The organism is Exiguobacterium sp. RM11 (genome assembly GCF_059821525.1).
Map to the genome: position 1 here is coordinate 2468435 of NZ_CM187558.1, position 24216 is coordinate 2492650.

Below are 24216 nucleotides of genomic sequence, written 5' to 3' on the forward strand. Positions count from 1 at the left end.
TCTGCTTGTATGCGGACACACCTTTTTGTATTTTATAAAAATATCACTTCAACTCTTGCCCGAGCGGAATGACGACTTCGTCTAATAACATTCGCCATTGTCGCTTCAGTCCAGGTCCATATTTCAATTTCATCGCACCTGGATTCGCTTCTTTATACTTTTCAAAATTGTTGCTGCTGATGATACGACCGATGTGTGGAATCGGGTCGGCCCCAATATGATATTGAACGGCAGAAGCATACAACTCATCTTCCTCCACAAACCAAGTCGCAGCAAAATCAGAAATGGCTTGATCATAAGAACGTGTGAAGAAACGACGTTTGACCGCAAAGATACTTTCTTCTTGAATTTCTCCATCGTCAATCGCATTCAAAATTGAGCGATACACATCTTTAACCACTTCTGGTTTGTTCATTTTTTGCAAGGCTTTCTCGATTTCAGAGCGGATATCTTGGTCGTTGGCAGAATAATCTCCAAGCAATTTATCGATATATCGTGAATCGACATCATATAAAATCGCTGAATTCTCACCATAAAATTCAAGTTCGGAGTAATCAGGGACTTCCGTTTCGTACTCTGAAGGTTCTTCTGCGATTAATGAACCTTTAATCGTATTGTAGATAGCCGTATACTCTTCCAAAGTTTTGACCTTGTCAGGCAATGCGTTCGACTTTTCCATATCATCGTTATAGTCATCATATGTGACAAGTGCACCAAAGGCATTGTTTAACTCTTGATACGCTTTGACAAATTCAATTTTATCCTCGATTGGCGAATGCTCATCGATATCGTCCGGACTTGAGGAAATCGCATGCAGTGCTTTATGTGCTTTCTTGAATCGTTTCTTCGATTCCTCGTACGTCGGATAAACGAGGCTTGAATCGTCGTTTTCGTTTGAATAGAGGCGGGTCGCATCCTGGACGTTCTTCTCCATGAGGGCCGGCTTCCGGAACGTGACAATCAATCCTTTCGTTTTGCCCGGGAAAGTGCGGTTCGTTCGGGAGAACGCCTGAATTAGGTTCGCATAGCTCAGGTTTCGGTCGACGAATAGCGTTTGGATGGTCGGCGCATCGAACCCGGTGAGCAGTCGGTCGACGACGATGACGAGGTCGATCTGGTTCCCGAACTCTTTAAACTCGGCCTTCTTACGCGCGAGACGGTTGTTGATGTCCCCGTTGTAGCGCTCGATGTCCTCGATCGACCACGCCGTTCCATAGTACGCGTTATAGTCGCAGATGACCTGTCTCATTTCGTCTTCGACCTGCTTCGAGTTGTCCTCATTCTCCTGCATCGAGTACGTGATGGCAATGCGTGGGAAGTCCGGGTCTTCGATAGTACGTCCTTTCCGAATCGGTTGGCCGGCAAACTCATTCATCATCCAGTCCGGGTCTTGCTTCATCGCCTGGATAGCCTGATAATAGCGTTTCGCCATCGCGATCGAGCTCGTCGTCAGAATCGCCGACTTCTGTGGGCGACCGTTCTTGAAGTCGAACTTCGTGTAGGCATTGTCCGGGCGGAACATCTTATGGATGACCTTCTGGATATGCTCGTCACGCTCGTACAGGTCGTTCGGGATATGCTTCTCCTTCTCCATCGCGTCCATCTGGTCGATGAGCTCGTTCAACTCGTTGTCGGAAAGGTCGGCATGCCTCTCGTCCTGACGTAGGATGCTGAAGATGCGGTTGTTCAGCGAGGTCGGTTCGATCGTGTCCTCATGCTCGACCTGGAAGCCGAGCACGGCCCCGTCCTCGAGCGCGTTCTTGATCGTATACGAATGGAGCAGCTCCCCATACTGGTCACGAGTTGTGCGGGCGAGCTGGCCTTGCGCCTGCTTCTTGTTCTCGTTGAAGATCGGTGTGCCGGTGAAGCCAAACCAGGTCGAGTTCGGGAAGAAGCCTTTGATGGCCTCCATCCCTTCCGCACTAAGCGCCCGGTGACACTCATCGACGACGAAGACGATATGTTGCCCGATGAGTTTTTGGAAGCGGTGTGTGCCCTTCTCCTCTTCCTGCTTCTGTGCGATCCGGAGCGCCGCCTCGAGCTTCTGACGCGTCGTGATGATGACCGTGTTCGAGTTCGTGTCGGACAGGAGCGTCTCACTCAGCTTCTTCGAGCTTGACGTCCCAACGATCAGACTGTTGGCTGCGGCGTTCCCCGACGAGATGCCGGTGTTGAACTCCGAGGCAAACTTCGTGAACTCGCTCGTCGTCTGGCTGTCGAGGTCCTTACGGTCGATCAACATAATGGTCCGGTCGACCCCGGGCTTCCGGGCGAGGAGTTTCGTCGACACGAAGCTCGTCAAGGTCTTCCCGGACCCGGTCGCGTGCCAGACGAACCCCGACTCATGTCGCGCTGCCGATGCAAAAAGTGCCTCGATGGCATGGATCTGATACGGATGCAGGACCATGAGCGCCTTGTTGTCCTGGTCCTCGCTGACAATCGTGTAGTTCGCAATCAAGCGGTGCGCGTCCGGGATGTTCAACATCTGTTTCACGAACTCGTATAAGTTGTCGACTTTCCGGTTCTCGGTCGTGCGCCAGCTGAAGACGAACTTCCGATGCATGTCTTTCGGGAGCGCGTTCGCGAAATAGCGCGTCGTCTGTTCGTTCGAGATGACGAACAATTGAAGCGTCGAGAAGATATTGTTGCGGAACAATCCCTCTTCCGCATACTTCTTGATCTGGTTGTGCGCCTGGTAGACCCCGTCCTTCGCCGTCACCTTCTTCAACTCGATCTGGACGATCGGGAGGCCGTTGATGAGGAGGGTCACATCGAAACGACGGTCACGCCCGTCCTCGTCCACCTTCTGCTTGGCGATCTGATGGACGACCTCATACGTCGAGATCCCGCCCCCGATGTCACGGTTCGAGTAGAGGATGAGCGACATCGAGCCGAGCGAGGCATCTTCCCGCTCGATAGTGATGCGTGCGATGCCGTTCTCCCCTTTCAGCCAACGTGCCGCGTCGAACGGTGTCTGCGTCTTCGAGAGGAGCTCCGTCTTGATGGTATCGAACTCTTTGTCCGTAATCGGATGTTCTCCGATTTCCGATAGGTTGTTGCGCGTGATCTTATGACGGAGGTTGTCCCAGAGGTCCGCCTCCGATTTCAAATCCGGTCGATAGTTCCATTGGTTGTGCCCTTCCCCGAGCACCTCGATCAGTCGATGTTCGACCGCGAGCTCATCACTATGTGTCGTCTTCACCACGATTCCCCTTTTCGTCTCATTCGATTATACGAACATCTTTTGAAGAAAGCCCTTCTTCGTTTCCATTAAGACTTCAAGTTCTTTCTCCTTTAGTTCGATGACCTCATCCAGTTGTCGGAAGAACTCACCGATTTTGACTTGTTCATCATAAGATGGAATGCGGACGATTTTCTCTTCCATACCTTTTTTTGTGATATGAACCATTGTAGATCCGTTTTTATCACTCATTATCTTAGCTTTGTCATATTCAAACAATTGAACTATAAAGTGTTTATCAAATCCATCTTTTAAATCAACTCTCCAAATATGATAATGATATATTACTTTATCGCCTTTCCAAATATGGGGTCCAAAAGATGCCGACCACGTATACAATAAATCACCAAAGTTCGCATAATACTTTTCACCCAATTCTAAATCTGAATAGTACCATGAAGTATTTGTATAAAAATTTCCTACTCTCAACACTTTATATTTCCCTGAATCCAACAGTTCGTTTTGTTTATAAGCTCTTCCGTTAATAAACGTCGCAACATTTTTCAATTCACACAGCGTCCATTCGTCAGTAAAACCTTTAAGGCGAATTTCTGGAACAGCATCTTCATTTTTCGGAAACATCTTTTGCAAGAAACCTTGTTTCGTTTGTTTGAGGGCTTCAAGCTCTTGCTGATGAAGAGAAATCGTATCGTCTAAGCTTTTAAAGAATGAACCGATCTTGGTTTGCTCTTCTCTAGAAGGGACATGCATCGAAAGGGTACCGAAGTCATTAAAACTTATGCTCCTACCGTCTCGAATCCCATAAGTGACAGCCTCTAGACTTTTAATAAAATTTCGACTACTAAAAATAATTTTCCAAAACAAGTCGTCATGTTCTTCAGGATTTTTAAAATCGATGATTGTATATGCAGGAGAAGTTATTCCTTCGACTGAAGAATATGCGAATCCCCCTTGAAAGGATCTTAGATGAATGACGAACTGCCCTGGTTTTACACGTTTATAGCCTTTTACCGAATCTTTCTCATATTTTATGTCGATACCAATCTGATCACGGAAAACCATGCCTCTTTCCTGGGATGCTGATAAAACAGGGAGTGTAGGATGATTCTTATCTGAAATGCTTATAAATATTTCTTTTGCTTTAATTCTCTTCCAGCCATCTTTATGAATACCAAATCTAACATCAGGTAACTGCTTATCTTTCATTTTGAAACACCTCAAGAGCCCCTTTTACCCATTCATCATTATCTTTTTCGTAATGTAGTGACGATATTATATCAGTCAGACTTTTCTCTAGTTCTGTTCTCTTAGAGCGAATAGCTCTAAGTTCAACCCCTACTGATGTCAAATCTATATCATCTTCTCTTTCAAAAGTATCAACATACCGTGGAATATTTAAGTTAAAATCATTTTCTTTGATTTCATCAAAACTTGCGACATAAGCATATTTGTCTACATTCTCACGCTTTTTATATGTCTCTACGATTCGGTCAATGTTTTCAATCGAAAGTTTGTTCTGATTCTTCCCTTTAACAAAGTCCTTGCTCGCATCGATGAAGAGAACATCCCGTGTCTCACGGTTCTTCTTCAAGATGACGACTGTCGTCGGAATCGATGTTCCAAAGAACATGTTTCCTGGTAATCCGATGACTGCATCGATACTACCATCCTCCAACAACTTCTTACGAATGACACCTTCTGCCGCTCCACGGAAAAGAATCCCGTGAGGCAAGACAATCGCCATCGTTCCTGAATCCTTCAAGTGATAAAAGCCATGCAGGAGGAAGGCGAAGTCTGCTTTCGTCTTCGGTGCCAGCTTGCCGTAACGGTTGAAACGAGAGTCATCAAGGAACGTGTCGTCCGCTGACCACTTTGCCGAATACGGTGGGTTCATGAGGACCGAGTCGAACGTATATGGCTCATCTGTAGGCCAGTCCTTGTTCAACGTGTCCCCGTTACGTAAGCGCATGTCCTCACTGTCGACACCATGAAGGATCAAGTTCATCTTCGCCAAGTTGAACGTCGTCGTGTTCAACTCTTGACCGTGATACTTCACGCTGTCCGGATAGTTGAGATAGTTCCGGACGTTCAACATGAGAGATCCCGAGCCCATTGTCGGGTCAAAGGTACTGAAGAGTTTTTTGTCTTCTTGTCCGATGGTGACGATGCGTGCCATCATATCCGATACCTCGTGCGGGGTATAGAACTCTCCGGCTTTTTTCCCTGCCTCTGATGCGAATTGGCTGATCAGGAACTCATATGCGTCCCCGATGACATCCCCACCATGACCGACGAGGTCGACATGAGCCAATTTTTTCAACACTTCGGTAATCGTAATGTTCCGTTGTTGATCGTCTGAACCGAGTTTCTTCGACTTCAAATCAACGTCATCGAACAGGCCGTTAAATTGCTCATATTTTGAGGCTAAATCGACGAACGCCTTGTTGAGGTCGTTCAATTGGAAAATATTTTGCTGCGCATGGTCGGCTAAGACGTTGAAAAGATATTCTGGCGCGATGTCATAACCGAGCGTGTCGACCAATGTCTCGACCAAGTCATCCTTGATCTCATCATCCGACATGAGCTCTATGTAAAGTTCCGTCTGTTTCTTCTGCGTGTCATATTCCTCTAGCGAGGCATCCGCACTCACGACCACCTTTTCCAAGAGTTTGTCTGAGAGATACTTATAGAAGATGAGACCTAGAAGGTAATTTTTATATTCTGAGGCGTCCATTTTGCTGCGAAGGTTGTCCGCTGCGCTGAACAGTTTTTGGTTCAATGCTGACATGTCTTTTTTCCCCTATCTGATATTCGAAGTTTAGCAATAAAAAATTATTCCACACTAAGAATTATAGCGGTTTTGATTGGTTTTCGAAAGGGATACCCTACCCATTATTTTCCACACCTGTATCGTCCATATTTTTTTAAGATCATATATTGACGTACAAGATAGAATCACTGGATCGTTTCGAAATTATTGACATATACTTCCCTAATCAAATATATTATCAGTAATCAACTAGCAGGCTCGACTGACTAGCCAACAACGGCCTCTTTACCTTTCGGTAAGGGCCGTTTATTTGATACTATCTATATTTAAAAACATATTTATGAAAGAACTAGTCTATGTCGATATCGGAAAAGGTATTCAAATCTATGATTGACCAACTTCAACTGCTGCAACGACGTGGTTTCGTTATTGATGACCGATTAAAATAATCCTTCTCAGAGATGTTTAACATCCTGGTCGCTTTTCGAAACTGAGCGACACACAGAAAATGTGTATAAGACCATAGCTACTTAGGAAACTAAGCCATTCTCCCGTACGTGTCCGTTTCAACGTAATGACAACCCGGGCTTCATCATCACCTTGTCTTATCCAAGAGAGCGAGAAAGCATCCGATTGGTCACCTCAGAGATACATGATTATGCGATCAGCTTTTCGAGGCACGAGGAGATGCTACTGAGTCAGATGAATATCCCACCCGCATTGTATAAAGAGTTGCTACATCATTTAGAATCAAGAAAATAAAACCGGAAAGCTTCGAAAATGAAGCTTTCCGGTTTTATTTGATATCTTCATTTCGTTCCGACTCAGGCGTTCATCGAACGAGTTCCAGCTTCACCTGATCCAAACGCTCTTCCAATGTTTCCGTGAATTGATTCTCATAGAACTTGAAGTTATCACCCTGATAGGTCGTGATATATATGAATCTCTCCTTGCGCCGCATCACATCGGACTTATCAATCGTCTCATTGCTATCACTGAGCTTCCAGCCGAAATCATTGTGATTCAAATCGATGTAACCGCTGAAAGGGGCGATAATCGGTTCCTCTTGCTTTCGGTCATCATAGGAGCTCGAGATCAATTGCCAACCGATTTGCTCGCCCTGTACCGCTTTCAAGACATGATAAACATGCCTCTTCTCCCCGATGACTTTGTTGAACCTCTCCTCGCTAATTCGATGCATCTTTTCAGACTTCACGTACGTGAACGTATGTGTTCCGTAAAGCATTTCTTTGAATAAGGTCTTGAGTTTACCGCCCTCATGTACATTCTTCTCTTTGACCAGAGTATAAACCCTCTGATAATAGCGATATTCTCCTGAGATGCCATAATTCTTGATGTTGCTTTTTTTAATGTCATGACCATTGATCGAAAGGAATGGATGTACATCTTGAACGACAGTGACGTCCTCCGCAACAAATCCTTTATCATTTCGACCCGGTTTGAAAGAGAGTGCCATTCCCTGACTGGGGAGGATAGATGCTTTAAAACTAGAGACATGAAAGAAATAATCCTTTGAGTCCTCCCCGATGATAAATCCAAACCCTTTTTCCGTATTATAATGTTTGATTCTTCCCTGCATATTGAACTCCCCTATTTGATTGATTAGTTGTACACCCGAACTATCCATGTACGACAACCTGCCTTATGATTATATTGTAAAAATCTTGAATTAACCTGATTAATCAATCAAAAGGCACACTTCCATGGATAATAAAATGTATAGAGCATTTCCCCAAACGATGGCTAAATACAATTATTGGATTGACCTAATTAAAATTGGTAGATTATCATTTATGTATACCATTTTATTTCAGGAGTGATGAATTGAGATTCGTATCGATCACCATACTCTCAGCCGCTTTCATGTTATTGAGCGGGTGCTCTGAGGCATCAATCGATTCCCCGGAAGAAGCGGCACAGGTCGCCACGACGAAAAGTGAATATTATCAAAATATCTATCTTTATCTTGGCAATGAGGAGAATCAGACAAAGATATCCCCTGCATCTGCCTCCTATATCGACGAGCACGAAAATGTCTTCCCTGCCTCCGATGGACAGATTGACTGGGTGAAGGGACATGCGACCCCTCTGACCTATACCGACATACAGTCGATTAATAAGAACCCAAAAGATTACGAGGGTGCGCTCTTGTCTTATGAAGGTACAATTTATGACGTGAGTGAACAAGAGGATGAGGACGGTGGTATCTTGACGACGTTCTACATCAGCGATGAGAACTTCCAATATCCTTTACGTATCATCTATGAGGGTCCATTGGACGTCCTGGACGGGGACTATCTATACTTTTGGGGAGTCCTGGCCGGAAACTCCTCTTATCAGAATGTCGACAATGGGATAACCCTGATTTCCGATTTCGTGGCCTCTCATGTCGAAGGTTATTGAGAAATTAAAGGATGGGTCGCAGAAAGCACCGGTCACGGTCCTTATCCTTTTCTCTGTCATTTTCCTTTCGCTGACAGGCATGCTAGAAAAGTTATCATTATCCAGCGACGAGACCAATCTTAAAGAGATGAAAGAGCTGTTGCTCTATCCGATGGTCTTGACGGAAAATCTGGCGATGAACCTTTTGTTTATGGTCGCATTTTACTATCTGGGATATAAAGTCGAGAGGCATCTCGGTTCCGTCAAATTCACACTTCAATTAATATTGTTGAGTCTGTTCACTGCCTTATTCGGGATTTATAGATTTGAAGGGATTCACTTCTCTGGACTTGCGATTTGGGTGTATGGGATAGCAGGCATGCTACTGATTTCCCAACTCAGAAACGGGTTCATCTATGTCTACTCCGAACTGTCTCTCTATAGATTATTCTTGTTGATGATGTTCTTTCAATGGTTCTATCTACCATCACCTATACAATCACTCGCGTTATCGAGCTTCTTGTTCGGTTGTCTTTTTGGATTTTTCATATCTTCCATGAACCTGACTCCTGCTAGGACTACGAAAACGGGAACATTGGTCCAGCTCGCCGCTGCGCTGGTGATTTTACTTATGGTGCCGCATTGGTTCTCGCTTGTCGGAGACGCAAGAGTATTGTATCGAGTCGACACGTTAGCAGCCGAAATGGAAAAGGCCTCGATTAAACGAGAGACGGTCCGAGCCGAAGAAGAGAAACAGAAGGCATTGATGAAAGAAGAAGAGAAACGAATCGAAGAGGCCAAGCGGTTGCAGGATAAGAAACAAAAAGAGGCACGGGAAAAGAAAGAGAAACAGGCCGAGGAGCAGAAAAAGAAAGACGCCGCACAAAAAAAGATTGATGAGAAAAAAGAAAAAGAAGAGAAAGAACAACGACAGATTGCCGCTGCCGCCGAGAAAAAACGAGAAGAGGCAATTGGACAGACCCCATATAAGAATCGGTCCATCGAATCTTACTGGCATGAGGACGGAGAGATGTCACTCTATCTCAAGTCCATGAACTTCCCCGATCAATCGAGCCCACACTATGTGGGTGTATCATTCACAATCCAGGTGTTCGGGTTATCAGACTGGTCTGTAGACATACGTAACGAACAATTCGCTCTCTACTACGAAGAACTGGGGACAGGACTCGCATCGGTGATTGGAAATCCATATGATTACATGACCGTTTACCCTGGTGAACTTCTCGATTATGAGCTTTACTTTGAAATCCCTACCTCCGTCCGTGAGGTCACTCTGGTGTTTTTTGACGATGAGTACATTGAAAAATCTACGGTCAAGGTTCGTATATATTAGGAAAGGGGCTGCACGTCTTTGAAAAACCATGTCATTTGGCTCACCACCCTATTTCTCATCGGATTCTTGGTGTTGGTCTTTACAGAGAAGACACCCTATCTCCCTTACTTGACTACGCTTATCTTGTTGGCGGGTTGGATTTCTCCTGACCTTCGTCGTCTCTCCTCATCGGAGGTCGTGACCGTGGCAGTCGGAACGAATGCGAAATTCTCACCTCCGGACCACAAAATATCTTCGAATAAGGAGTTGAGGCAGTACATGCGCCTCATTCTTCGTGATATCCCATCATCGATGTCATTGATATCCAGGCACTATCGAGAACATGGAACAGTCGATCATCCCTTAATGGCCAGCATACAACTCAAGGTTTATCATCAGCTTGAGAACCATGTCGAACCGAGCTTGTTAGAGGTTCGCACATTCTATGATATGGTCAAAGAAGAGGCCCATCATCTGATTCGACGTGGTATGTAAGTCTAGTTCGTCCATAATGTGCTGTACAATAAAACATGGTAGACGTTGATTCGCATCAGTTCTCACACTTATTTGAAAAATAGATATTGATGTGGAATCAAACTGGTCTGACAGACACATTTCGATATGCATCACCGTATATCGTAAAGGTGACAATCGATTGAAGACGAAGTGTCTACCACTCCAAGTGACGAAACTAACTTTAAGGAAGATTCGTTGAAAATGTGGAAGGGCCACCTCTCGAATCATAAACAAAAGGATTGGTCCGTCTTTGAAACGACGGACCAATCCTTTTTAGTTATGTTCATGGTACGAATGTGAACTCAGCTGAGATGAATCCAGATATCGCTTCTCCATCATAAGTGGTCGTTTCGATATAGCACCACAGCTGGTCCTCACTGTAAGCCAAAATACGCATCTCGTATCCGTCCGTGAGGCTAGTCAAAATCTTGCCTTCTTTAGAAGGTTTATCCCGAACATGCAACACACTGCCGTCAGTCTTCGCATAGGCATAACGTTCCTCAGATGGATCTAAGTATTCCATCCGCTCCTGCTCACTAGCCGTAGGAACATACGTGCCCGGTTTTGGCGAAGGGAGGGCAGGGTCTCCCGGTGTCGGGATGCCGCGACCTAGATCCTCGCTCTCATCGACTACACCTGTCGATGCATATAGTTCTTCCAGCTCTTTCTCAGTTTTTTTGAGCTTCTCATCTAACTCTTTCTCACGCGCTTCTGCCTCTTCTTTGAATTTATCGAGTTCTGCTTTCGAGTCCTCCAATTGTTTCGACAATTCCTCATTCTCAGCCATCAGCGTCGCATTCTTCTCTTCGAGTTTCTTGTCGGCACCCGTGTCATCTGCGCTAGCGCATCCGAACAATAGCAGTAACGGTATGATACACATCATTTTCTTCAAAATCTCACTCTCCTCTTTTAGAAAAATCATACCATTATATGGGGTCTAAGGAATATAAGGATTTAATTCTTAAGTGAATTGATCTCTCTGAAACTGTAGAATATATCAATAAACTGTGAAGAGATTTATTAGAATCGATTTGAGATTATAAAATGAAACACTACATGTCGTGAGATATCCAAACTCAACCTCAATCATATGAAGTTGCAACTCTAGTAACTGATTTGAAAAGAATAGCGATGCACGATGTTTGGCGATGCCTGAACATTCAACGATGATTGATGTCTAAAAATATATTGATCGAAGTACCAAAGTATATTCACTCATCGACATTTCATCAAGTTAAATCACGAAGTTAAATTGCGCCAAAAAACTAGAATCTTGAAGACCCTATTTTCTCATAACATTTTAAAACTTTTCGTTCCAGTGCCTATCTAATCTATTTTCGAGTTGCTTGGCTACACCTGCTAAAGTTCTATCCATTTCTTCCGATAATTTTTCTGCTTCCTGTTCTAGCTCTTTTCTCGAAGTGATTTTTGCTGCACAATCGTCTAACTTCTTCATCTCTGCCTCGGTATATACTTTCCCCTTGTTTTTAGGAACAGTGATCATAAATACATTTCCTCCTTTACTTAATTGAGTTGAGCGTCTCCATCAATTTCGAAATGGACGGTTTTAAAAATGTAACATTATCCCAAACATTTTTGTTTTCATTTAAAATCTCCCAAGCAAGTGTATTCGGATGAATATCAGTAGTTAGGAAAAAGATATGTTTATCCGGATTAGTTAGATGAGGGATAGAATTCACATAACCTTGAAGGTATTCATCCAATAGTTCGTGATTAGAAGAAGTCATAATGACCGAATTGCTAGGAACATTTTCACGATTTAAGATTTTTTGGACGTGAGCATGGTCAATACTGTTTTTTATCGATCCAATCATGAAAAACGTATTTTCTTCTGGCACTCCATGTCTTCTTGCTGTCATTAAACCGTGCTTAACGGCATCATAGTACGCTTCCCCTCTGCAAAAACCTAAATCTGTTTGAAAGCGAAATAATGCTTTATTCTCGCCTTCTCTTTGCAATAAGATGTAGCCTTCTTGCGATGAAGCAATTAAATTTACCATATGCTCATTTAAAAAATCAGCTATAGTTCCCCCGAGCTCATTCGACACTCTAACAGCAGATTTTCTTTTTAAACTCTTTTCTTTTTTCATTTTTTCTTCTTTAACATAGACTTGAGTAATTCTTTGCAAAAAGTCTAATTCTAATGATGCTTCTTCACCGATTACTTTGCTTTGTTTGCCCGAAGGTAACTGTTTATTAGCTATCTGTCTTAAAGACTTTTCAATACTCTCTAAACTATTAGCAATCCGGTCAAAAACTGCAAAATCAGTCTCTTTAGGCACAACAATGACCTCCTTTATTTTATATACCTATTATCTCGAGATATCTAGATAAAATCAATACTTAATTCTCATTAACACAAAAAAACCACCCACCAGCTTTCGCTGATGAATGGTTTCTGTAAAAGCGTATGACTTACATCATGCCGCCCATTCCACCCATGCCGCCCATGTCAGGCATTGCAGGAGCGTCTTTTTCTGGCTTGTCTGCGATGACAGCCTCAGTTGTGAGGAACATCGCTGAGACAGATGCTGCGTTTTGAAGTGCTGAACGCGTCACTTTCGCCGGGTCGACGATACCGTGTGCGATCATATCGACGTATTCGCCAGTTGCCGCGTTGTACCCGACACCGACTGACTCGTTCTTGAGCTTCTCGACGATGACCGAACCTTCTTCACCCGCGTTTTCCGCGATTTGACGGACCGGTGCTTCGAGGGCGCGAAGGACGAGTTTGACACCAGTTGCTTCATCCGCTGTCACTTCCGCAAGCAACGCACGAACGGCTGGGATGACGTTGATGAGTGATGTACCACCACCTGCAACGATTCCTTCTTCAACGGCCGCACGTGTCGCGTTGAGGGCGTCTTCGATGCGGAGTTTACGCTCTTTGAGCTCTGTCTCCGTAGCTGCACCGACTTTGACGACGGCTACGCCACCTGCGAGTTTCGCGAGACGCTCTTGGAGTTTTTCACGATCGAAGTCAGACGTTGTCTCTTCGATTTGGTTACGAATCGTTTGAACGCGTGCTTTGATTGTTTCTTCGTTCCCTGCACCTTCGACGACAGTCGTTGTGTCTTTTGTGACGACGACTTTCGACGCGCGACCGAGCATATCGAGTGATGCCGATTTGAGGTCGAGACCGAGGTCTTCTGTGATGACTTGACCACCTGTGAGTGTCGCGAGGTCTTCAAGCATCGCTTTACGACGGTCACCGAATCCTGGTGCTTTGACGGCTACCGCGTTGAACGTACCACGGAGTTTGTTCAAGACGAGTGTCGCGAGGGCATCGCCTTCGATATCTTCTGCGACAATCAAGATCGGCTTCCCTTGTTGTACGACTTGCTCGAGCACTGGGATGATTTCTTGAATGTTTGAGATTTTCTTGTCTGTGATCAAGATGTATGGATTGTCGAGTGACGCTTCCATCTTGTCAGAGTCTGAAATCATGTAAGGTGACAAGTAGCCACGGTCGAACTGCATCCCTTCGACGACGTCGAGTTCAGTCGTGAAGCCGCGTGATTCTTCGATTGTGATGACACCGTCGTTACCGACGCGCTCCATCGCTTCTGCGATCAATTCACCGACTTCTTCGTCAGCTGCCGAGATGGCTGCGACTTGTGCAATCGCTTCTTTCGACTCGATCGGTTTTGAAATCAATTTCAATTCTTCGAGTGCACGACGTACCGCTTTGTCGATTCCTTTACGAAGGATCATCGGGTTCGCGCCCGCTGTAACGTTCTTGAGCCCTTCACGAATCATCGCTTGTGCGAGGACTGTCGCTGTTGTCGTACCGTCCCCTGCGACTTCGTTCGTCTTCGACGCGACTTCAGCAACGAGTTTCGCGCCCATGTTTTCGAAGCGGTCTTCGAGTTCGATTTCTTTCGCGATTGTCACGCCATCGTTTGTGATGAGTGGTGAACCGAATTTCTTCTCGAGGACGACGTTACGTCCTTTTGGTCCAATCGTTACTTTGACTGCGTCAGCAAGTGCGTCGACGCCGCGAAGCATCGCGTGACGTGCATCTTCTGAGAATTTGATATCTTTTGCCATCGTTCATTTCCCCCTAAAAAAGTTTTTGAATAATGGTGCTTAGCCTACGATTGCGAGAATGTCGCTCTCGCGAACGATTAAGTACTCTTTTCCATCATGCTTCACTTCGGTACCTGCGTACTTCGAGTAGATGACCAAATCATTTTCTTTCACGTCGAGAGCGATACGCTCGCCTTGGTCTGTCACACGGCCCGTTCCGACTGCGATGACTTTCCCTTGTTGCGGCTTTTCTTTCGCCGTATCAGGAAGCACGATGCCCCCGATCGTCTTTTCTTCTTTCTCCACGACTTCGATGATGACACGATCGCCTAGTGGTTTTAACATGGAAAAACCCTCCTCCGAATATGAATGATGTAATGTGTATCGTAAGGTTTTAGCACTCAGTTAAAAGGAGTGCTAACATTGATAAGTGTAGTATGCGACGATTAAAAAATCAAGTGGGGAACATCAAAAAATGCTCCTACTCGCGGTCAAGAGAACTTATTTGTTACAATGAGAAAAAGGTAGGTTCATTCTTATGATTAAGGACGTGTTGAATTGGCTACATTAAACTCAAACCAATCGATAAATACCCGTTTTTCGATGGCGCCTAACATTCGTCTCCGGCACCTCACCCCGATTTTATTATATGCGTTCGTTCAACTATTCCCGATCGTGATTAGCGAAGTGCGACCGGAATGGTTAACAGAAACGTTCGTCGGACTCTGGCTCGCCATCGGATTCGGTGTGACGATTGTTCTGTCGATTTTACTCATCTGGCCAGACTTGAAACAATACAAGGCGCAAGGCATTCAGTCGAACTTGAACGACACGGTCAAATGGATCGGGCTCGGGATTTTGATGCAATACGGGCTCGTCATCGTGGCGAACTTGATTGAAACGGCCATCTCTGGTGAACTGGTCGAGTCGATGAACACACAAAATATTGCTGAAATGGTGGAAGTCATTCCACTCATGATTTTGCCGGTCGTCTTGCTCGGACCGATTATCGAAGAGATTCTCTTCCGCCATATTTTGTTCGGAAACTTGAACGCTCGCTTCGGATTCTGGATTGCCTTTGGGGTCAGTTCGATCCTATTCGCGCTCATTCACCAAGACAATCGGTTCCTCGTGTATATCGCGATGAGCTTCGCGTTCTCATACGCGTATGCGAAGACGAGACGATTAATCGTTCCAATCGCCATCCACGCGTTCAACAACGCGCTCGTGATGCTCGTACTATTTTTAATGTAGAAATGAGGTGGCAGTTATGCCGCGACAATTAAAAGTGATGTTGCTCTTTAGTCTCTCGTTCGGTGTGTTGTTCACCGTCCTCGCGTACTTCTCGGTACAAGAGTATGGGTTCAGCTTCTGGACGTACTTCATCATCGCCGTCGCCGCTTACGACTTTTTCAAAGTGTATCAAATCTTGGCACTCGCCCGAAAAGTCAAAAAAGAAGGCACGGACAAATCCGCATAACGAAACCCCGAGTCTTACGAGCTCGGGTTTTTTCTTATCGTTGTCACTTTCGATTGATCCTGTATTTCTTCTTGATAGACACTCCGAATGAGCAGTCCACGCAGACCGAACAACACACCTAAGGCGACATAAACGACATCAATCAGTAGGAATTGCGGTTCATCCAAGAAGAAATTGATGACCACGCCAATGACCAGCATACCGTAAATCGTGATGTTCATGAGTGTCGCATCGACTTGTCTCATGATTCTCTTACTCACCTTATCCTCAAGCTTTTCAATTTCTTCGTGTCGATAACCATAGATTGTGAATCCTAGACCCACGATTGTTATGCTAAGAAACACACCATCCCATAGCGCGAACAAAAACAGCCCCACAAAAAAGATCATGAACCCAATGAGTAACTTCTTACGCACCATACCCCTCCTTACGACGGAATCCATAGTTTTGCAAAATCAAAATAACCGAACAAGTCGACACAGACGTCCTTTAGTTCAACTGGGAACGGAATCGTTCGCTCCTCGTTATAGAGCGGAATAAAGTACGACTTCTCCTTCAACTCGCGCTCGATTTCTCGGTGCAACTGCAACCAGTCCTCAAATGGCAAGTCGTCATACCGTTCGATTCGTTCCGCTAATCCCTCCATGTAAGGGAACACTTTATGCGGCGGAGAGTACTCGTTCGTCATGAATTGTACGAACCCGAGCGTGACGTTCCGCTCGAATACTTCCCCGTGAACGACCAAGTCGACATATTCATAATACGTTTTGTCGTGGATCGAATCTTTGAAACTGATGGGCACGAACTCATAGGCAATCCCGTGACGTGTCAACATCTCCGCAATCCAGTCGGTCGTATCGTTCGTGTAGTCCGTCTGTTTGATTCGTATCGGACGATTGAACGTGACGAGTGCTCCTTCCGGAACATCATACGTCTCACTCAGCGAACCGAGAAAACCTCGGTCGTTCGGCGTTCTTCGCTCATTCAACGTCCCAATCTCCGGACGAATCTCCGCAATCAAGCGATGTATATAATGCCTCGCCTCTTCATTAGCGAACACACTATTCGGATGACTGTTTAAGATGACAAGCCCGAACCCGGACGGTGTCGAGATCAGTCCTGTCTCTTTGGAATCCCGCGACGAGATCCGATATGTCGGGTCATATCCGTCTGGCACTTTGATGAACTCGACACGATCCAAGAGTGCTCGAACTCCAAAATAGTTCTCGAAAGCGAGAAGGACCGTCTTCTCCTTGTCGTGGCGATCCAATTGAAACGGTCCTGTCCCAACGCTCCCTTTCGCGATGCTCGTATGAATCATCGACAATTTCGGGATGTAGGAATTTCGGCGACGGTCGAGCGTGACATCGACGCGATACGTGCCGTTCGATGCGATATGCCGGACGTGCCGATACATATAGCGATACACATCCGACTGAACGAGTGTGCGTAAACTCTTCGTCACGTCTTTACTCGTCATGAGCGACCCGTCATGAAAACGGACGCCTTTCCGAAGAAACAAGACGAGCGTACTTCCTTGCCATTCGTAATGATGGGCAAGTTCTCCTGTGACCTCTCCGGACGCATCAATCATGAAGAGACGATTGAATACGTTTTGGACGAGGTGAGCGCTATGAATGTCAGCCGCCTCAAGCGGATGTGTCGTTAAAAAGTGACGACGGCGCGGAATGATGAGCGCATCGCTCGATGTTTGGACGTAACCGAACTTCTTCTCAAGCTGGCGCATGAAGCGCCCTGCCTGCGCAGGCGACCAGTCCCATTCGAGCTGACTCGTCACCGCCTCGACCGACTCTTTCTCCATGCGTTCGAGTAGCTGTTTCGCCAAGTCGCGCTCCACGTGTCGCAGCCATTCAAGTCGCGTCAAGTTTCCGCGACCGCGTCCGCTCGTATACGTGAGCCATCCTTCCTCTTGCCATCGTGCCAAATGACGCTTCGTCTGCTTCGGGCTTAAATGGATAGCTTCCGCCATATCAGAAATCGTGTAAGCCCCGTCCCGACATTCTTTCCACAATCGAAATAAATATGCATCCACGTCACATTTCCCCCTTAAAAGTGGACATCACTTCCCCATGTCGTCCATTTTTTAAATCCGTTGTCTTGTTTATCATACAGGTACAGAATGGAAGGTGACAATATGAAATGGAAAGATATACCTAAACCCATAAAAGTCCGACTCGTGACATCGTTTTTCAACCGCTCGATCTCTTTCGCCATCATGCCGTTCATGGCACTTCTCTTTGTCAAAGCGTTCAATGAATGGATTGCAGGCATCTTCTTAGTCTCGCTCGTCTGTCTCGGATACGTCATCGGGTTAATCGGGGGATACCTCGCTGATAAATTTTCACGGAAGCGACTCCTCGTGTTGACGGCTAGCCTCACAGCATCGATGTTTCTCGTCATGACGCTCAGTCTCCAGTTCGACCAAATGATCGTCTTCATGATCGCCTATACGATCTTCACGGTCACAAATAACCTCGGTCGGCCGGCGATGAGCGCGATCATCATCGATGCGACGACGCCGGAGAACCGAAAAGCCGTATACGCGCTCGATTACTGGTTGATCAACTTATCGATCACGATTGGGACGGCGCTCGGGGGCTGGCTCTATGTCAGCAATCAGCTGTTACTGTTTTGGATTTTGACGTTCACGTCGAGCATGTTGCCGATTGCGTACGCCATCTTCCTCGAAGACACGAAACGCACGTGGACCTCACAAAAGCTCAAACTCGTCTTCGTCGACGTGTTCCAAAGCTATCAAATTGCCTGGCGTGACCGTCCGTTCGTTAAAGTCGTCTTCGGCTCGATGTGTATCCTCGCCGCTGAGTTCTCCATGGGCAGTTACGTCGCCGTCCGACTCGCCGATTCATTTGAACCGCTCTCGTTCGAAAACTGGACGATCAATGGGGTGCGGATGATGAGTCTCATTCAAATCGAAAATACGCTTATCGTCGTCGCGTTGACGTTCTTCATTCAACGTCTCGCCTCCCGTTTCTCAAACAAGCACACGTTACTCGGTGGGCTCGCGTTGTACACAATCGGCTACGCGGTTATCACGAGTGCGAATTCGATGATGCTCCTTCTCGGCTTCATGCTCATCGCCACGTTCGGAGAATTGTTGTACTCTCCGGTGTTAAATACGGAGAAGGCGAACATGATGCCAGAAGACCGACGTGGTGCGTACTCGGCGTTTGCCGGGACGTCGTTCGCCGGTGCCGACTTCTTATCGCGCTCGACGATTTTGATTGGGTCGCTTCTCACCCCGTTCATGATGAGCGTCTACATCGGACTGTTGGTCAGCTTCGGCTGCTTCCTCGTCTATAGCGGTATCTATGTAAAAGAAAAGCTCGCCCTACGACGAGCGGTTTCTTAAATAAAACCCATCCTTTCTCATGCGAAGGGATGGGTTTTAGTCGAGCTGTTCTTGGTGCATGGCATAAATCAATGTCAACGCCCGGATACAAAAGATTGTCGAGAAGCCGTAAATGCTCAGTTCGAGCAATGAAATAGAAGGTTCTTGTAAACCGAGCGAGACGGCATAGCCTACGAAGCAAAGCAAGATGACGAGTGTGATCGTCCACTCGTTCGACCGCTGCTTCATCTTTTCGGCTAACGCCTTGTCTTCTTTCTCGACACGTTCCCGTTGCCAAAAGTAAAAGAACAAGGCATACATCGCAAATGAGGTTCTCGGAACGTCACCTAAAAGTAAATCAAAGATGATGAGACCTAAAAATAGATATGTCCCCAACTGATAGCCACTCTGCATGTGAAGACGCGAACGAAGTGGTCCATTTGCCCCCCACTTCATAACCCGATCACAGCCACAGTCAACCCACCGTAGACGAATCCGAGTACGATGGCACTGATGGCCATTCGTTTATATTGTGGATATTGATACAGCGCAATCGCCCCACCGACGACGTGAACAAACGCGACGATGAACGTCAAAATCGGAAAAAGCATAGCAAACCTCTTTTCTTTTTAGGAAATCATGGAAACAAATCCATTTTCCGATATACTAGAGTCCGAACTTATTATAACAATTATGGATAGGGAGTTGAAATCCGATGAATGTGTCACGCATGGATTTGACGACGGAAGAAATGCAGCTCGTCAACAGCGAAGTCGAGAATCGCAAGCGCAGCTTACTCGTCGCGTACTTACTTTGGTTTTTCCTCGGTGCACTCGGTGCACATCGCTTTTATTTCAAAAAGATTGGGTCAGGAATTGCGATGGTCCTCCTCGTCGTCTTGACGCTCGGTTTCGGTGTCATCATCACAGGAATCTGGGCACTCGTCGATGCGTTCCTCATGCCAGGTTGGCAACAGCGCGAAGTCGAACAAATCGAACGTGAGACGATCGAGCTACTGCAAACACGCTCTGACCGCTACACAGGGTTCTAATCAAAAAACGATCGAGGCTACTCGCCCCGATCGTTTTTCACTGTTCTTTTAAGTAGAATGCGAAGTCCCGTGTCTTCCGTTCTTTCACCGCATAATGAATCCATAGCCACGCTAACCCTTCTAGTTCACGGGCAAGCTTCAACCCATGGAGCGGATGCGTATCGAAGCCGATCTTGTTCGATAGCTCGACGACAAGTCGCACCGCTTCTTCATCATCTCCTGCGATGAACATGACAGAACCATCCGGATTACCTAAATTCTCGACGCCCGTCTGATTGAACGCTTTGACGACTTTCGTATCAGGAACGAGCCGTTGCAAATACTCCGCGCCCGAAACCCCATCCGGTCGCTCGACCTCGTTAAACTCGATGGCGATCGGATTCGTCACATCAATCAACACTTTCCCATTCAGTCCATCAAGTGTCGGTAGCAGATCGACCGCTGCCGCAAAAGGCGTACAAAGGAGGAGCACATCGCTTGCTGAGGCGACTTCTTGTAACGTCAACGTCCCTTCCCGCTCCGTCCGTGTCCCGTACAGCACCTCATAACCGGCCTGTTCGAATTGCTCCCCGAGCGTGCGACCGACTTTCCCGGCACCTAAGATTCCGAGTTTCATGTCTCACAACTCCTCGTCTGTCCGTGTGACCGTTCCTCCATACTCTTCTGCAAGTCCGTCTAAAATCGATGGGTCGAATTCCTCCCCGATGGCCATGACGCCCGTCTGACCCGGTTCGATGTTTCCGACCGTCCGCTTGAACGTGTCTTGGATGCCTTGTAAATGTTTTACGTCTTTCGTACCGCCGATGAGACCACCTGTAAGTGTCCCGAACAGGATTCCGAACGGACCTCCGAGGATCCCAACCGCCATCCCGATGAGCGCACCTTTCGTTGACTTGTTGACGGGTGCTAGCTGCGCCGCATCCTCAAACGAGAACGCCCCGTTTTCTTCACGCTTGATGACGACCAATTGTTCAAAACCGACGAGCCCATCCGAATGGTACTTTTTCAGTTTACTGAACGCTTGATACGAAATCGCCTCTTCTGGGAACGTGAACGTGACGATATGATACGGTTGTTTTTCCTTTTTAGCCATGACAATTTCCTCCTTTAAGGTAGAAAACATGACGCGCACTTACCCTACTCTTTTTCCCTGCTTTTCCGTAAAAAAACCTAGTCCGTAGACTAGGTTCAGGTCGGTCGTTTTTCATTCAACTCGTAGTGCGAATACGGTACACAGAGCGGTGTCCCATATAGGGGGTCTTCGGTTACGACGACCTTGAGACCGAATACGTCTTTCATGAACGTCTCGTCGACGACATCGTTCGGACTTCCTTCCCGATACACGTTACCACCAGCTAGTGCGATGACATGATCGGCATAGCGACAAGCGAGATGAAGGTCATGAAGTACCATGATGATGGTTTTGCCTTCTAAACGATTCAATCGATACATCAAATCCAAAATCTCGATTTGGTGCGACATATCCAAGTATGTCGTCGGTTCATCGAGCAGAATCGTCTCCGACTCTTGGGCAAGTGCCAACGCAATCCACACCCGTTGCTTTTGTCCACCGGAAAGGTTGCTGACGAGCGTGTCACGGAGCGACACCGTATCCGTGAAGGCGAGTGCCCGCTCAACCGCACGTTCATCGTCTTCCGAGTATCGTTTGAAGAACGTCTGATACGGATAACGACCGAAGCGGACAAGTTGTTCGACGGTCAATCCATCCGGTGCCACGTTCACTTGCGGCATGAAGGCCATGAGTCGAGCCGCCTCTTTCGCGCGATACGAATCAAGCGGTTTTCCCCGAAATGCAATCTCCCCACCTAATGCATCACGTTGGCGCGCGAGCGTCGAGAGGAGGGTTGACTTCCCACATCCGTTCGCCCCGAGAAGGACGGTGATTTTCCCATGTGGGATGGAGAATGATAATTGATCGAGCACCGTCTTCTGTTCATATCCGATGGTTACGTGGTTCAAATCAAATGTGTTCATCTCATGCTTCCTTTCATCATCCGTCGAAGTAAGTAGAAGAAATACGGTGCTCCGATGACGGCTGTCATCACGCCGGTCCGTAGTTCATACGGATAAAAAATCGTCCGAGCGAGTACGTCCGCCAACACGACAATCGTCGCCCCTACAAGCAGCGTCGCCCAAATGTAAGGGAGCTTCAACCCTTGTCGAGCGATATGAGGTGCCATCAACCCAACAAAACCGATTGCACCGACAAAAGCGACACCAATACCGGCGAGTAAACAGGAAAGCAACAACGTCCCACGCTGAATCCCTCGTACCGGTACGCCGATGCTCGTCGCTGTCGCTTCACTGATATGAAGCGGACGAACATGACGTTCAATCAAGAAGGCTGCCAGCAAAAAGAGAAGGACGAACGGCACCATAATCTTCAATTGATTCCACGTCGCGGCGTAGACTGTACCGGTGAGCCATTGTTGGATATCATTCTTTCGGTAAACGTTCGAGGCGAGCATCATGAACTGAACGATTCCTTGCGAGAAGATGCTGATTCCAATCCCAACAAGTGCTAGCCGGACAGGTGGAACTCCACGTTTCAACAAATAGAAGAGGAACATCCCGACAACAATCGCCCCAAGGAACGAAGCGATTGGGATATAGGCGAGCGGCACTGACAGCTGATTCGTTCGCTCATCCGAGAAAACGGTGAAGAACGTAGCCGTCGCAACCCCTGCACCTCCGACAATCCCGAAAATCTCCGGGGATGCCAGTTCGTTTTTGATCGTCAGTTGTAACAAGTGACCGCTGACGGCGAGACTTGCGCCGGCAGTGATCGCCATCAACACGCGTGGCATCCGAAACTCGAAGACGACGAGCTGTTCGAACGCATCCCCCGCCCCGACGAACAAAGCAGCGAGTGAGGCGGGACTAAGGAATGTGTCACCGATTGCGAGCCCGAAATAGATTGACAGGAATAACCCTGTAATCAGTAGAAGAGCCAACTCGATTTCACGCTTTCGGAGCGTGAACGAGACAGGACCTTTTCGAAAGCGATATGTTTTCATGATTTAAAGACTCCTTGTCTGACACTGACGAGATAGATGAAGAATGCCCCACCGACGACCGCGAGCACGACGCCCACTGTCACTTCGCGTGGGAACAGGATGACGCGTCCTAAAATATCGGCCGCAAGCAACAGGACGCTTCCGAGCAGGGCACTTCCCGCAAGACGTGCAAAAAACGCCGTCCCGAACAGATATTTCGCCAAATGGGGAGCGAGCAGACCAACAAATGCGATTGGTCCGGCAAGTGCCACCCCGAATGCGGAGAGCACGACGGCGAGCGTCACGGCGACGAACTTGATGATGCCGACATTTTGCCCGAGTGAACGGGCGACCTGGTCTCCGAGCGATAACGTCTCTAACTCTTTACTGAGCAAGAGAACGAGAATGACCGCCGCCGCCATCCATGGCAACAACGTCTCGACGAGCGTGAGCGATCGTCCGGCGACTGATCCGGTCAACCAGAACAGTACCTCATCAAGCGCACCTTCCTCATACGCGATGATTGACTGGGTAAATGAGCTGAATAGAGCGGCAAGCGACGCCCCGGCAAGCGTCATATACATGACGTTTCCTCCGTTCGCACTCAGTAGATAGACAATCACGCCGGCAACAAACGCTCCGATGAGCGAAGCTGTCGTGAATGAGGCAATACTGCTAAACCCAAAAAGGGTCACGAGCACGATGGCCAGGCTCGCACCTGCGTTCACAGCCAAAATATCGGGAGATGCGAGCGGGTTACGCGTCACAAGTTGAAAGATGAGACCGGCGAGACCGAGTACGCTCCCGACGAGTAGCGCAACGACTGTACGTGGGATCCGATTGTCTGCCAACGCAATCATCGCTTGTGATGAATTGTCTGCTTGGAACGTCATCAGATCTTCATGACTGACGGCGATGACACCGACGCGCAAGCTGATATAGCTTAAAATTGGTAAGCAAATGATCAAGAGAAGTAATTTGATCCAAGGTTTTTTCATGTCCTCACTTCTTTCCTTTCCTACCA

Annotated in this window: 25 protein-coding genes; 7 read left to right on the forward strand and 18 right to left on the reverse strand. The window is 47.0% G+C overall.

The genetic code is table 11. The annotated features are described in order from the left end of the window. Nucleotides 1–43: 43 nt before the first annotated feature. The 4 genes from AC5LIL_RS12825 to AC5LIL_RS12840 form a co-directional block, all read right to left on the reverse strand. Nucleotides 44–3202, reverse strand: coding sequence for a type I restriction endonuclease subunit R (locus AC5LIL_RS12825; RefSeq protein WP_499824306.1), 3159 nt, complete (start codon nt 3200–3202; stop codon nt 44–46). Nucleotides 3203–3229: 27 nt separating this feature from the next. Next, the gene (locus tag AC5LIL_RS12830; protein WP_499824307.1) at nt 3230–4408 is read right to left on the reverse strand and encodes a restriction endonuclease subunit S; all 1179 of its coding nucleotides are present in this window, start codon (nt 4406–4408) and stop codon (nt 3230–3232) included. Continuing rightward, nucleotides 4398–5990 carry a type I restriction-modification system subunit M gene (locus AC5LIL_RS12835; RefSeq protein WP_499824308.1) on the reverse strand — a complete coding sequence of 531 codons (1593 nt, stop codon included), beginning with the start codon at nt 5988–5990 and terminating at the stop codon, nt 4398–4400. The genes AC5LIL_RS12830 and AC5LIL_RS12835 overlap by 11 nt, the downstream gene beginning before the upstream one ends. Nucleotides 5991–6804: 814 nt before the next feature. Beyond that, nucleotides 6805–7620 carry a cold-shock protein gene (locus tag AC5LIL_RS12840; RefSeq protein WP_499824309.1) on the reverse strand — a complete coding sequence of 272 codons (816 nt, stop codon included), beginning with the start codon at nt 7618–7620 and terminating at the stop codon, nt 6805–6807. A gap of 197 nt (nt 7621–7817) precedes the next feature. Here AC5LIL_RS12840 and AC5LIL_RS12845 point away from each other — a divergent pair, with 197 nt between their 5' ends. The 3 genes from AC5LIL_RS12845 to AC5LIL_RS12855 are packed head-to-tail and all read left to right on the forward strand — an operon-like array spanning nt 7818 to nt 10203. Further along, nucleotides 7818–8396, forward strand: coding sequence for a hypothetical protein (locus AC5LIL_RS12845; RefSeq protein WP_499824310.1), 579 nt, complete (start codon nt 7818–7820; stop codon nt 8394–8396). After that, entirely contained in the window at nt 8380–9729 is a 1350-nt protein-coding gene (locus AC5LIL_RS12850) for a hypothetical protein (RefSeq protein WP_499824311.1), read from the forward strand. Before AC5LIL_RS12845 ends, AC5LIL_RS12850 begins: the two co-directional genes overlap by 17 nt. A gap of 18 nt (nt 9730–9747) precedes the next feature. Next, nucleotides 9748–10203 carry a hypothetical protein gene (locus AC5LIL_RS12855; RefSeq protein WP_499824312.1) on the forward strand — a complete coding sequence of 152 codons (456 nt, stop codon included), beginning with the start codon at nt 9748–9750 and terminating at the stop codon, nt 10201–10203. A gap of 304 nt (nt 10204–10507) precedes the next feature. On the opposite strand, the gene AC5LIL_RS12860 is transcribed toward AC5LIL_RS12855, so the two are convergent. The 5 genes from AC5LIL_RS12860 to groES all read right to left on the reverse strand — a co-directional run bounded on the left by AC5LIL_RS12860 (nt 10508) and on the right by groES (nt 14619). Continuing rightward, nucleotides 10508–11116, reverse strand: coding sequence for an SH3 domain-containing protein (locus AC5LIL_RS12860; RefSeq protein ID WP_499824313.1), 609 nt, complete (start codon nt 11114–11116; stop codon nt 10508–10510). Nucleotides 11117–11524: 408 nt separating this feature from the next. After that, entirely contained in the window at nt 11525–11728 is a 204-nt protein-coding gene (locus AC5LIL_RS12865) for a hypothetical protein (RefSeq protein WP_499824314.1), read from the reverse strand. Between the two features lie 16 nt (nt 11729–11744). Then, entirely contained in the window at nt 11745–12527 is a 783-nt protein-coding gene (locus AC5LIL_RS12870) for a hypothetical protein (protein WP_499824315.1), read from the reverse strand. A gap of 133 nt (nt 12528–12660) precedes the next feature. Next, nucleotides 12661–14295 carry a chaperonin GroEL gene (gene groL / locus AC5LIL_RS12875; RefSeq protein WP_214697033.1) on the reverse strand — a complete coding sequence of 545 codons (1635 nt, stop codon included), beginning with the start codon at nt 14293–14295 and terminating at the stop codon, nt 12661–12663. A 39-nt stretch (nt 14296–14334) separates the two neighbouring features. Then, on the reverse strand, nt 14335–14619 hold the full coding sequence (gene groES, locus AC5LIL_RS12880) for a co-chaperone GroES (RefSeq protein WP_074032569.1): 285 nt from the start codon (nt 14617–14619) through the stop codon (nt 14335–14337). Nucleotides 14620–14832: 213 nt separating this feature from the next. Between groES and AC5LIL_RS12885 the strand changes: the two genes are divergently transcribed. Together AC5LIL_RS12885 and AC5LIL_RS12890 are read left to right on the forward strand one after the other, a co-directional pair. Further along, the gene (locus AC5LIL_RS12885) at nt 14833–15528 is read left to right on the forward strand and encodes a CPBP family intramembrane glutamic endopeptidase (protein ID WP_251307233.1); all 696 of its coding nucleotides are present in this window, start codon (nt 14833–14835) and stop codon (nt 15526–15528) included. A gap of 16 nt (nt 15529–15544) precedes the next feature. Next, nucleotides 15545–15754 (forward strand): YdiK family protein, encoded by a 210-nt coding sequence (locus tag AC5LIL_RS12890; protein WP_214697034.1) that lies wholly within the window; start codon nt 15545–15547, stop codon nt 15752–15754. A 14-nt stretch (nt 15755–15768) separates the two neighbouring features. Here AC5LIL_RS12890 and AC5LIL_RS12895 read toward each other — a convergent pair whose 3' ends face one another. Both AC5LIL_RS12895 and AC5LIL_RS12900 read right to left on the reverse strand, forming a co-directional pair. Then, a complete protein-coding gene (locus tag AC5LIL_RS12895; protein WP_499824316.1) occupies nt 15769–16170 on the reverse strand; it encodes a hypothetical protein in 402 nt (133 codons plus the stop codon). Between the two features lie 11 nt (nt 16171–16181). After that, nucleotides 16182–17807: an ABC transporter substrate-binding protein gene (locus AC5LIL_RS12900; protein ID WP_499824318.1), complete on the reverse strand. Its 1626-nt coding sequence runs from the start codon at nt 17805–17807 to the stop codon at nt 16182–16184. Between the two features lie 102 nt (nt 17808–17909). Between AC5LIL_RS12900 and AC5LIL_RS12905 the strand changes: the two genes are divergently transcribed. Beyond that, entirely contained in the window at nt 17910–19145 is a 1236-nt protein-coding gene (locus AC5LIL_RS12905) for an MDR family MFS transporter (RefSeq protein WP_499824319.1), read from the forward strand. 36 nt (nt 19146–19181) lie between these two features. Here AC5LIL_RS12905 and AC5LIL_RS12910 read toward each other — a convergent pair whose 3' ends face one another. Together AC5LIL_RS12910 and AC5LIL_RS12915 are read right to left on the reverse strand one after the other, a co-directional pair. Continuing rightward, nucleotides 19182–19580 carry a hypothetical protein gene (locus AC5LIL_RS12910; protein ID WP_499824320.1) on the reverse strand — a complete coding sequence of 133 codons (399 nt, stop codon included), beginning with the start codon at nt 19578–19580 and terminating at the stop codon, nt 19182–19184. Continuing rightward, on the reverse strand, nt 19577–19735 hold the full coding sequence (locus AC5LIL_RS12915) for a hypothetical protein (RefSeq protein WP_015880595.1): 159 nt from the start codon (nt 19733–19735) through the stop codon (nt 19577–19579). The genes AC5LIL_RS12910 and AC5LIL_RS12915 overlap by 4 nt, the downstream gene beginning before the upstream one ends. 104 nt (nt 19736–19839) lie before the next feature. Here AC5LIL_RS12915 and AC5LIL_RS12920 point away from each other — a divergent pair, with 104 nt between their 5' ends. After that, entirely contained in the window at nt 19840–20175 is a 336-nt protein-coding gene (locus AC5LIL_RS12920) for a TM2 domain-containing protein (RefSeq protein WP_499824321.1), read from the forward strand. Nucleotides 20176–20212: 37 nt separating this feature from the next. Here AC5LIL_RS12920 and AC5LIL_RS12925 read toward each other — a convergent pair whose 3' ends face one another. From AC5LIL_RS12925 to AC5LIL_RS12945, 5 genes are all read right to left on the reverse strand, one after another. Further along, entirely contained in the window at nt 20213–20791 is a 579-nt protein-coding gene (locus AC5LIL_RS12925; RefSeq protein WP_499824322.1) for an NADPH-dependent F420 reductase, read from the reverse strand. Nucleotides 20792–20794: 3 nt separating this feature from the next. Next, nucleotides 20795–21268 carry a hypothetical protein gene (locus tag AC5LIL_RS12930; protein WP_159563401.1) on the reverse strand — a complete coding sequence of 158 codons (474 nt, stop codon included), beginning with the start codon at nt 21266–21268 and terminating at the stop codon, nt 20795–20797. Between the two features lie 95 nt (nt 21269–21363). Further along, on the reverse strand, nt 21364–22170 hold the full coding sequence (locus tag AC5LIL_RS12935; protein ID WP_499824324.1) for an ABC transporter ATP-binding protein: 807 nt from the start codon (nt 22168–22170) through the stop codon (nt 21364–21366). Next, nucleotides 22167–23213 (reverse strand): FecCD family ABC transporter permease, encoded by a 1047-nt coding sequence (locus tag AC5LIL_RS12940; protein ID WP_499824325.1) that lies wholly within the window; start codon nt 23211–23213, stop codon nt 22167–22169. The genes AC5LIL_RS12935 and AC5LIL_RS12940 overlap by 4 nt, the downstream gene beginning before the upstream one ends. Further along, the gene (locus AC5LIL_RS12945) at nt 23210–24190 is read right to left on the reverse strand and encodes a FecCD family ABC transporter permease (protein ID WP_499824327.1); all 981 of its coding nucleotides are present in this window, start codon (nt 24188–24190) and stop codon (nt 23210–23212) included. Before AC5LIL_RS12945 ends, AC5LIL_RS12940 begins: the two co-directional genes overlap by 4 nt. Between the last annotated feature and the right edge of the window lie 26 nt (nt 24191–24216).

Bases quoted from the DNA above. Each gene is read 5' to 3' on its own strand.
- AC5LIL_RS12830 (WP_499824307.1), bottom strand. From the start codon at position 4,408: ATGAAAGATAAGCAGTTACCTGATGTTAGATTTGGTATTCATAAAGAT.
- AC5LIL_RS12835 (WP_499824308.1), bottom strand. From the start codon at position 5,990: ATGTCAGCATTGAACCAAAAACTGTTCAGCGCAGCGGACAACCTTCGC.
- AC5LIL_RS12840 (WP_499824309.1), bottom strand. From the start codon at position 7,620: ATGGATAGTTCGGGTGTACAACTAATCAATCAAATAGGGGAGTTCAAT.
- AC5LIL_RS12850 (WP_499824311.1), top strand. From the start codon at position 8,380: ATGTCGAAGGTTATTGAGAAATTAAAGGATGGGTCGCAGAAAGCACCG.
- AC5LIL_RS12865 (WP_499824314.1), bottom strand. From the start codon at position 11,728: ATGATCACTGTTCCTAAAAACAAGGGGAAAGTATATACCGAGGCAGAG.
- groL (WP_214697033.1), bottom strand. From the start codon at position 14,295: ATGGCAAAAGATATCAAATTCTCAGAAGATGCACGTCACGCGATGCTT.
- groES (WP_074032569.1), bottom strand. From the start codon at position 14,619: ATGTTAAAACCACTAGGCGATCGTGTCATCATCGAAGTCGTGGAGAAA.
- AC5LIL_RS12890 (WP_214697034.1), top strand. From the start codon at position 15,545: ATGCCGCGACAATTAAAAGTGATGTTGCTCTTTAGTCTCTCGTTCGGT.
- AC5LIL_RS12905 (WP_499824319.1), top strand. From the start codon at position 17,910: ATGAAATGGAAAGATATACCTAAACCCATAAAAGTCCGACTCGTGACA.
- AC5LIL_RS12910 (WP_499824320.1), bottom strand. From the start codon at position 19,580: ATGAAGTGGGGGGCAAATGGACCACTTCGTTCGCGTCTTCACATGCAG.
- AC5LIL_RS12915 (WP_015880595.1), bottom strand. From the start codon at position 19,735: ATGCTTTTTCCGATTTTGACGTTCATCGTCGCGTTTGTTCACGTCGTC.
- AC5LIL_RS12920 (WP_499824321.1), top strand. From the start codon at position 19,840: ATGAATGTGTCACGCATGGATTTGACGACGGAAGAAATGCAGCTCGTC.
- AC5LIL_RS12925 (WP_499824322.1), bottom strand. From the start codon at position 20,791: ATGAAACTCGGAATCTTAGGTGCCGGGAAAGTCGGTCGCACGCTCGGG.
- AC5LIL_RS12930 (WP_159563401.1), bottom strand. From the start codon at position 21,268: ATGGCTAAAAAGGAAAAACAACCGTATCATATCGTCACGTTCACGTTC.
- AC5LIL_RS12935 (WP_499824324.1), bottom strand. From the start codon at position 22,170: ATGAACACATTTGATTTGAACCACGTAACCATCGGATATGAACAGAAG.
- AC5LIL_RS12940 (WP_499824325.1), bottom strand. From the start codon at position 23,213: ATGAAAACATATCGCTTTCGAAAAGGTCCTGTCTCGTTCACGCTCCGA.
- AC5LIL_RS12945 (WP_499824327.1), bottom strand. From the start codon at position 24,190: ATGAAAAAACCTTGGATCAAATTACTTCTCTTGATCATTTGCTTACCA.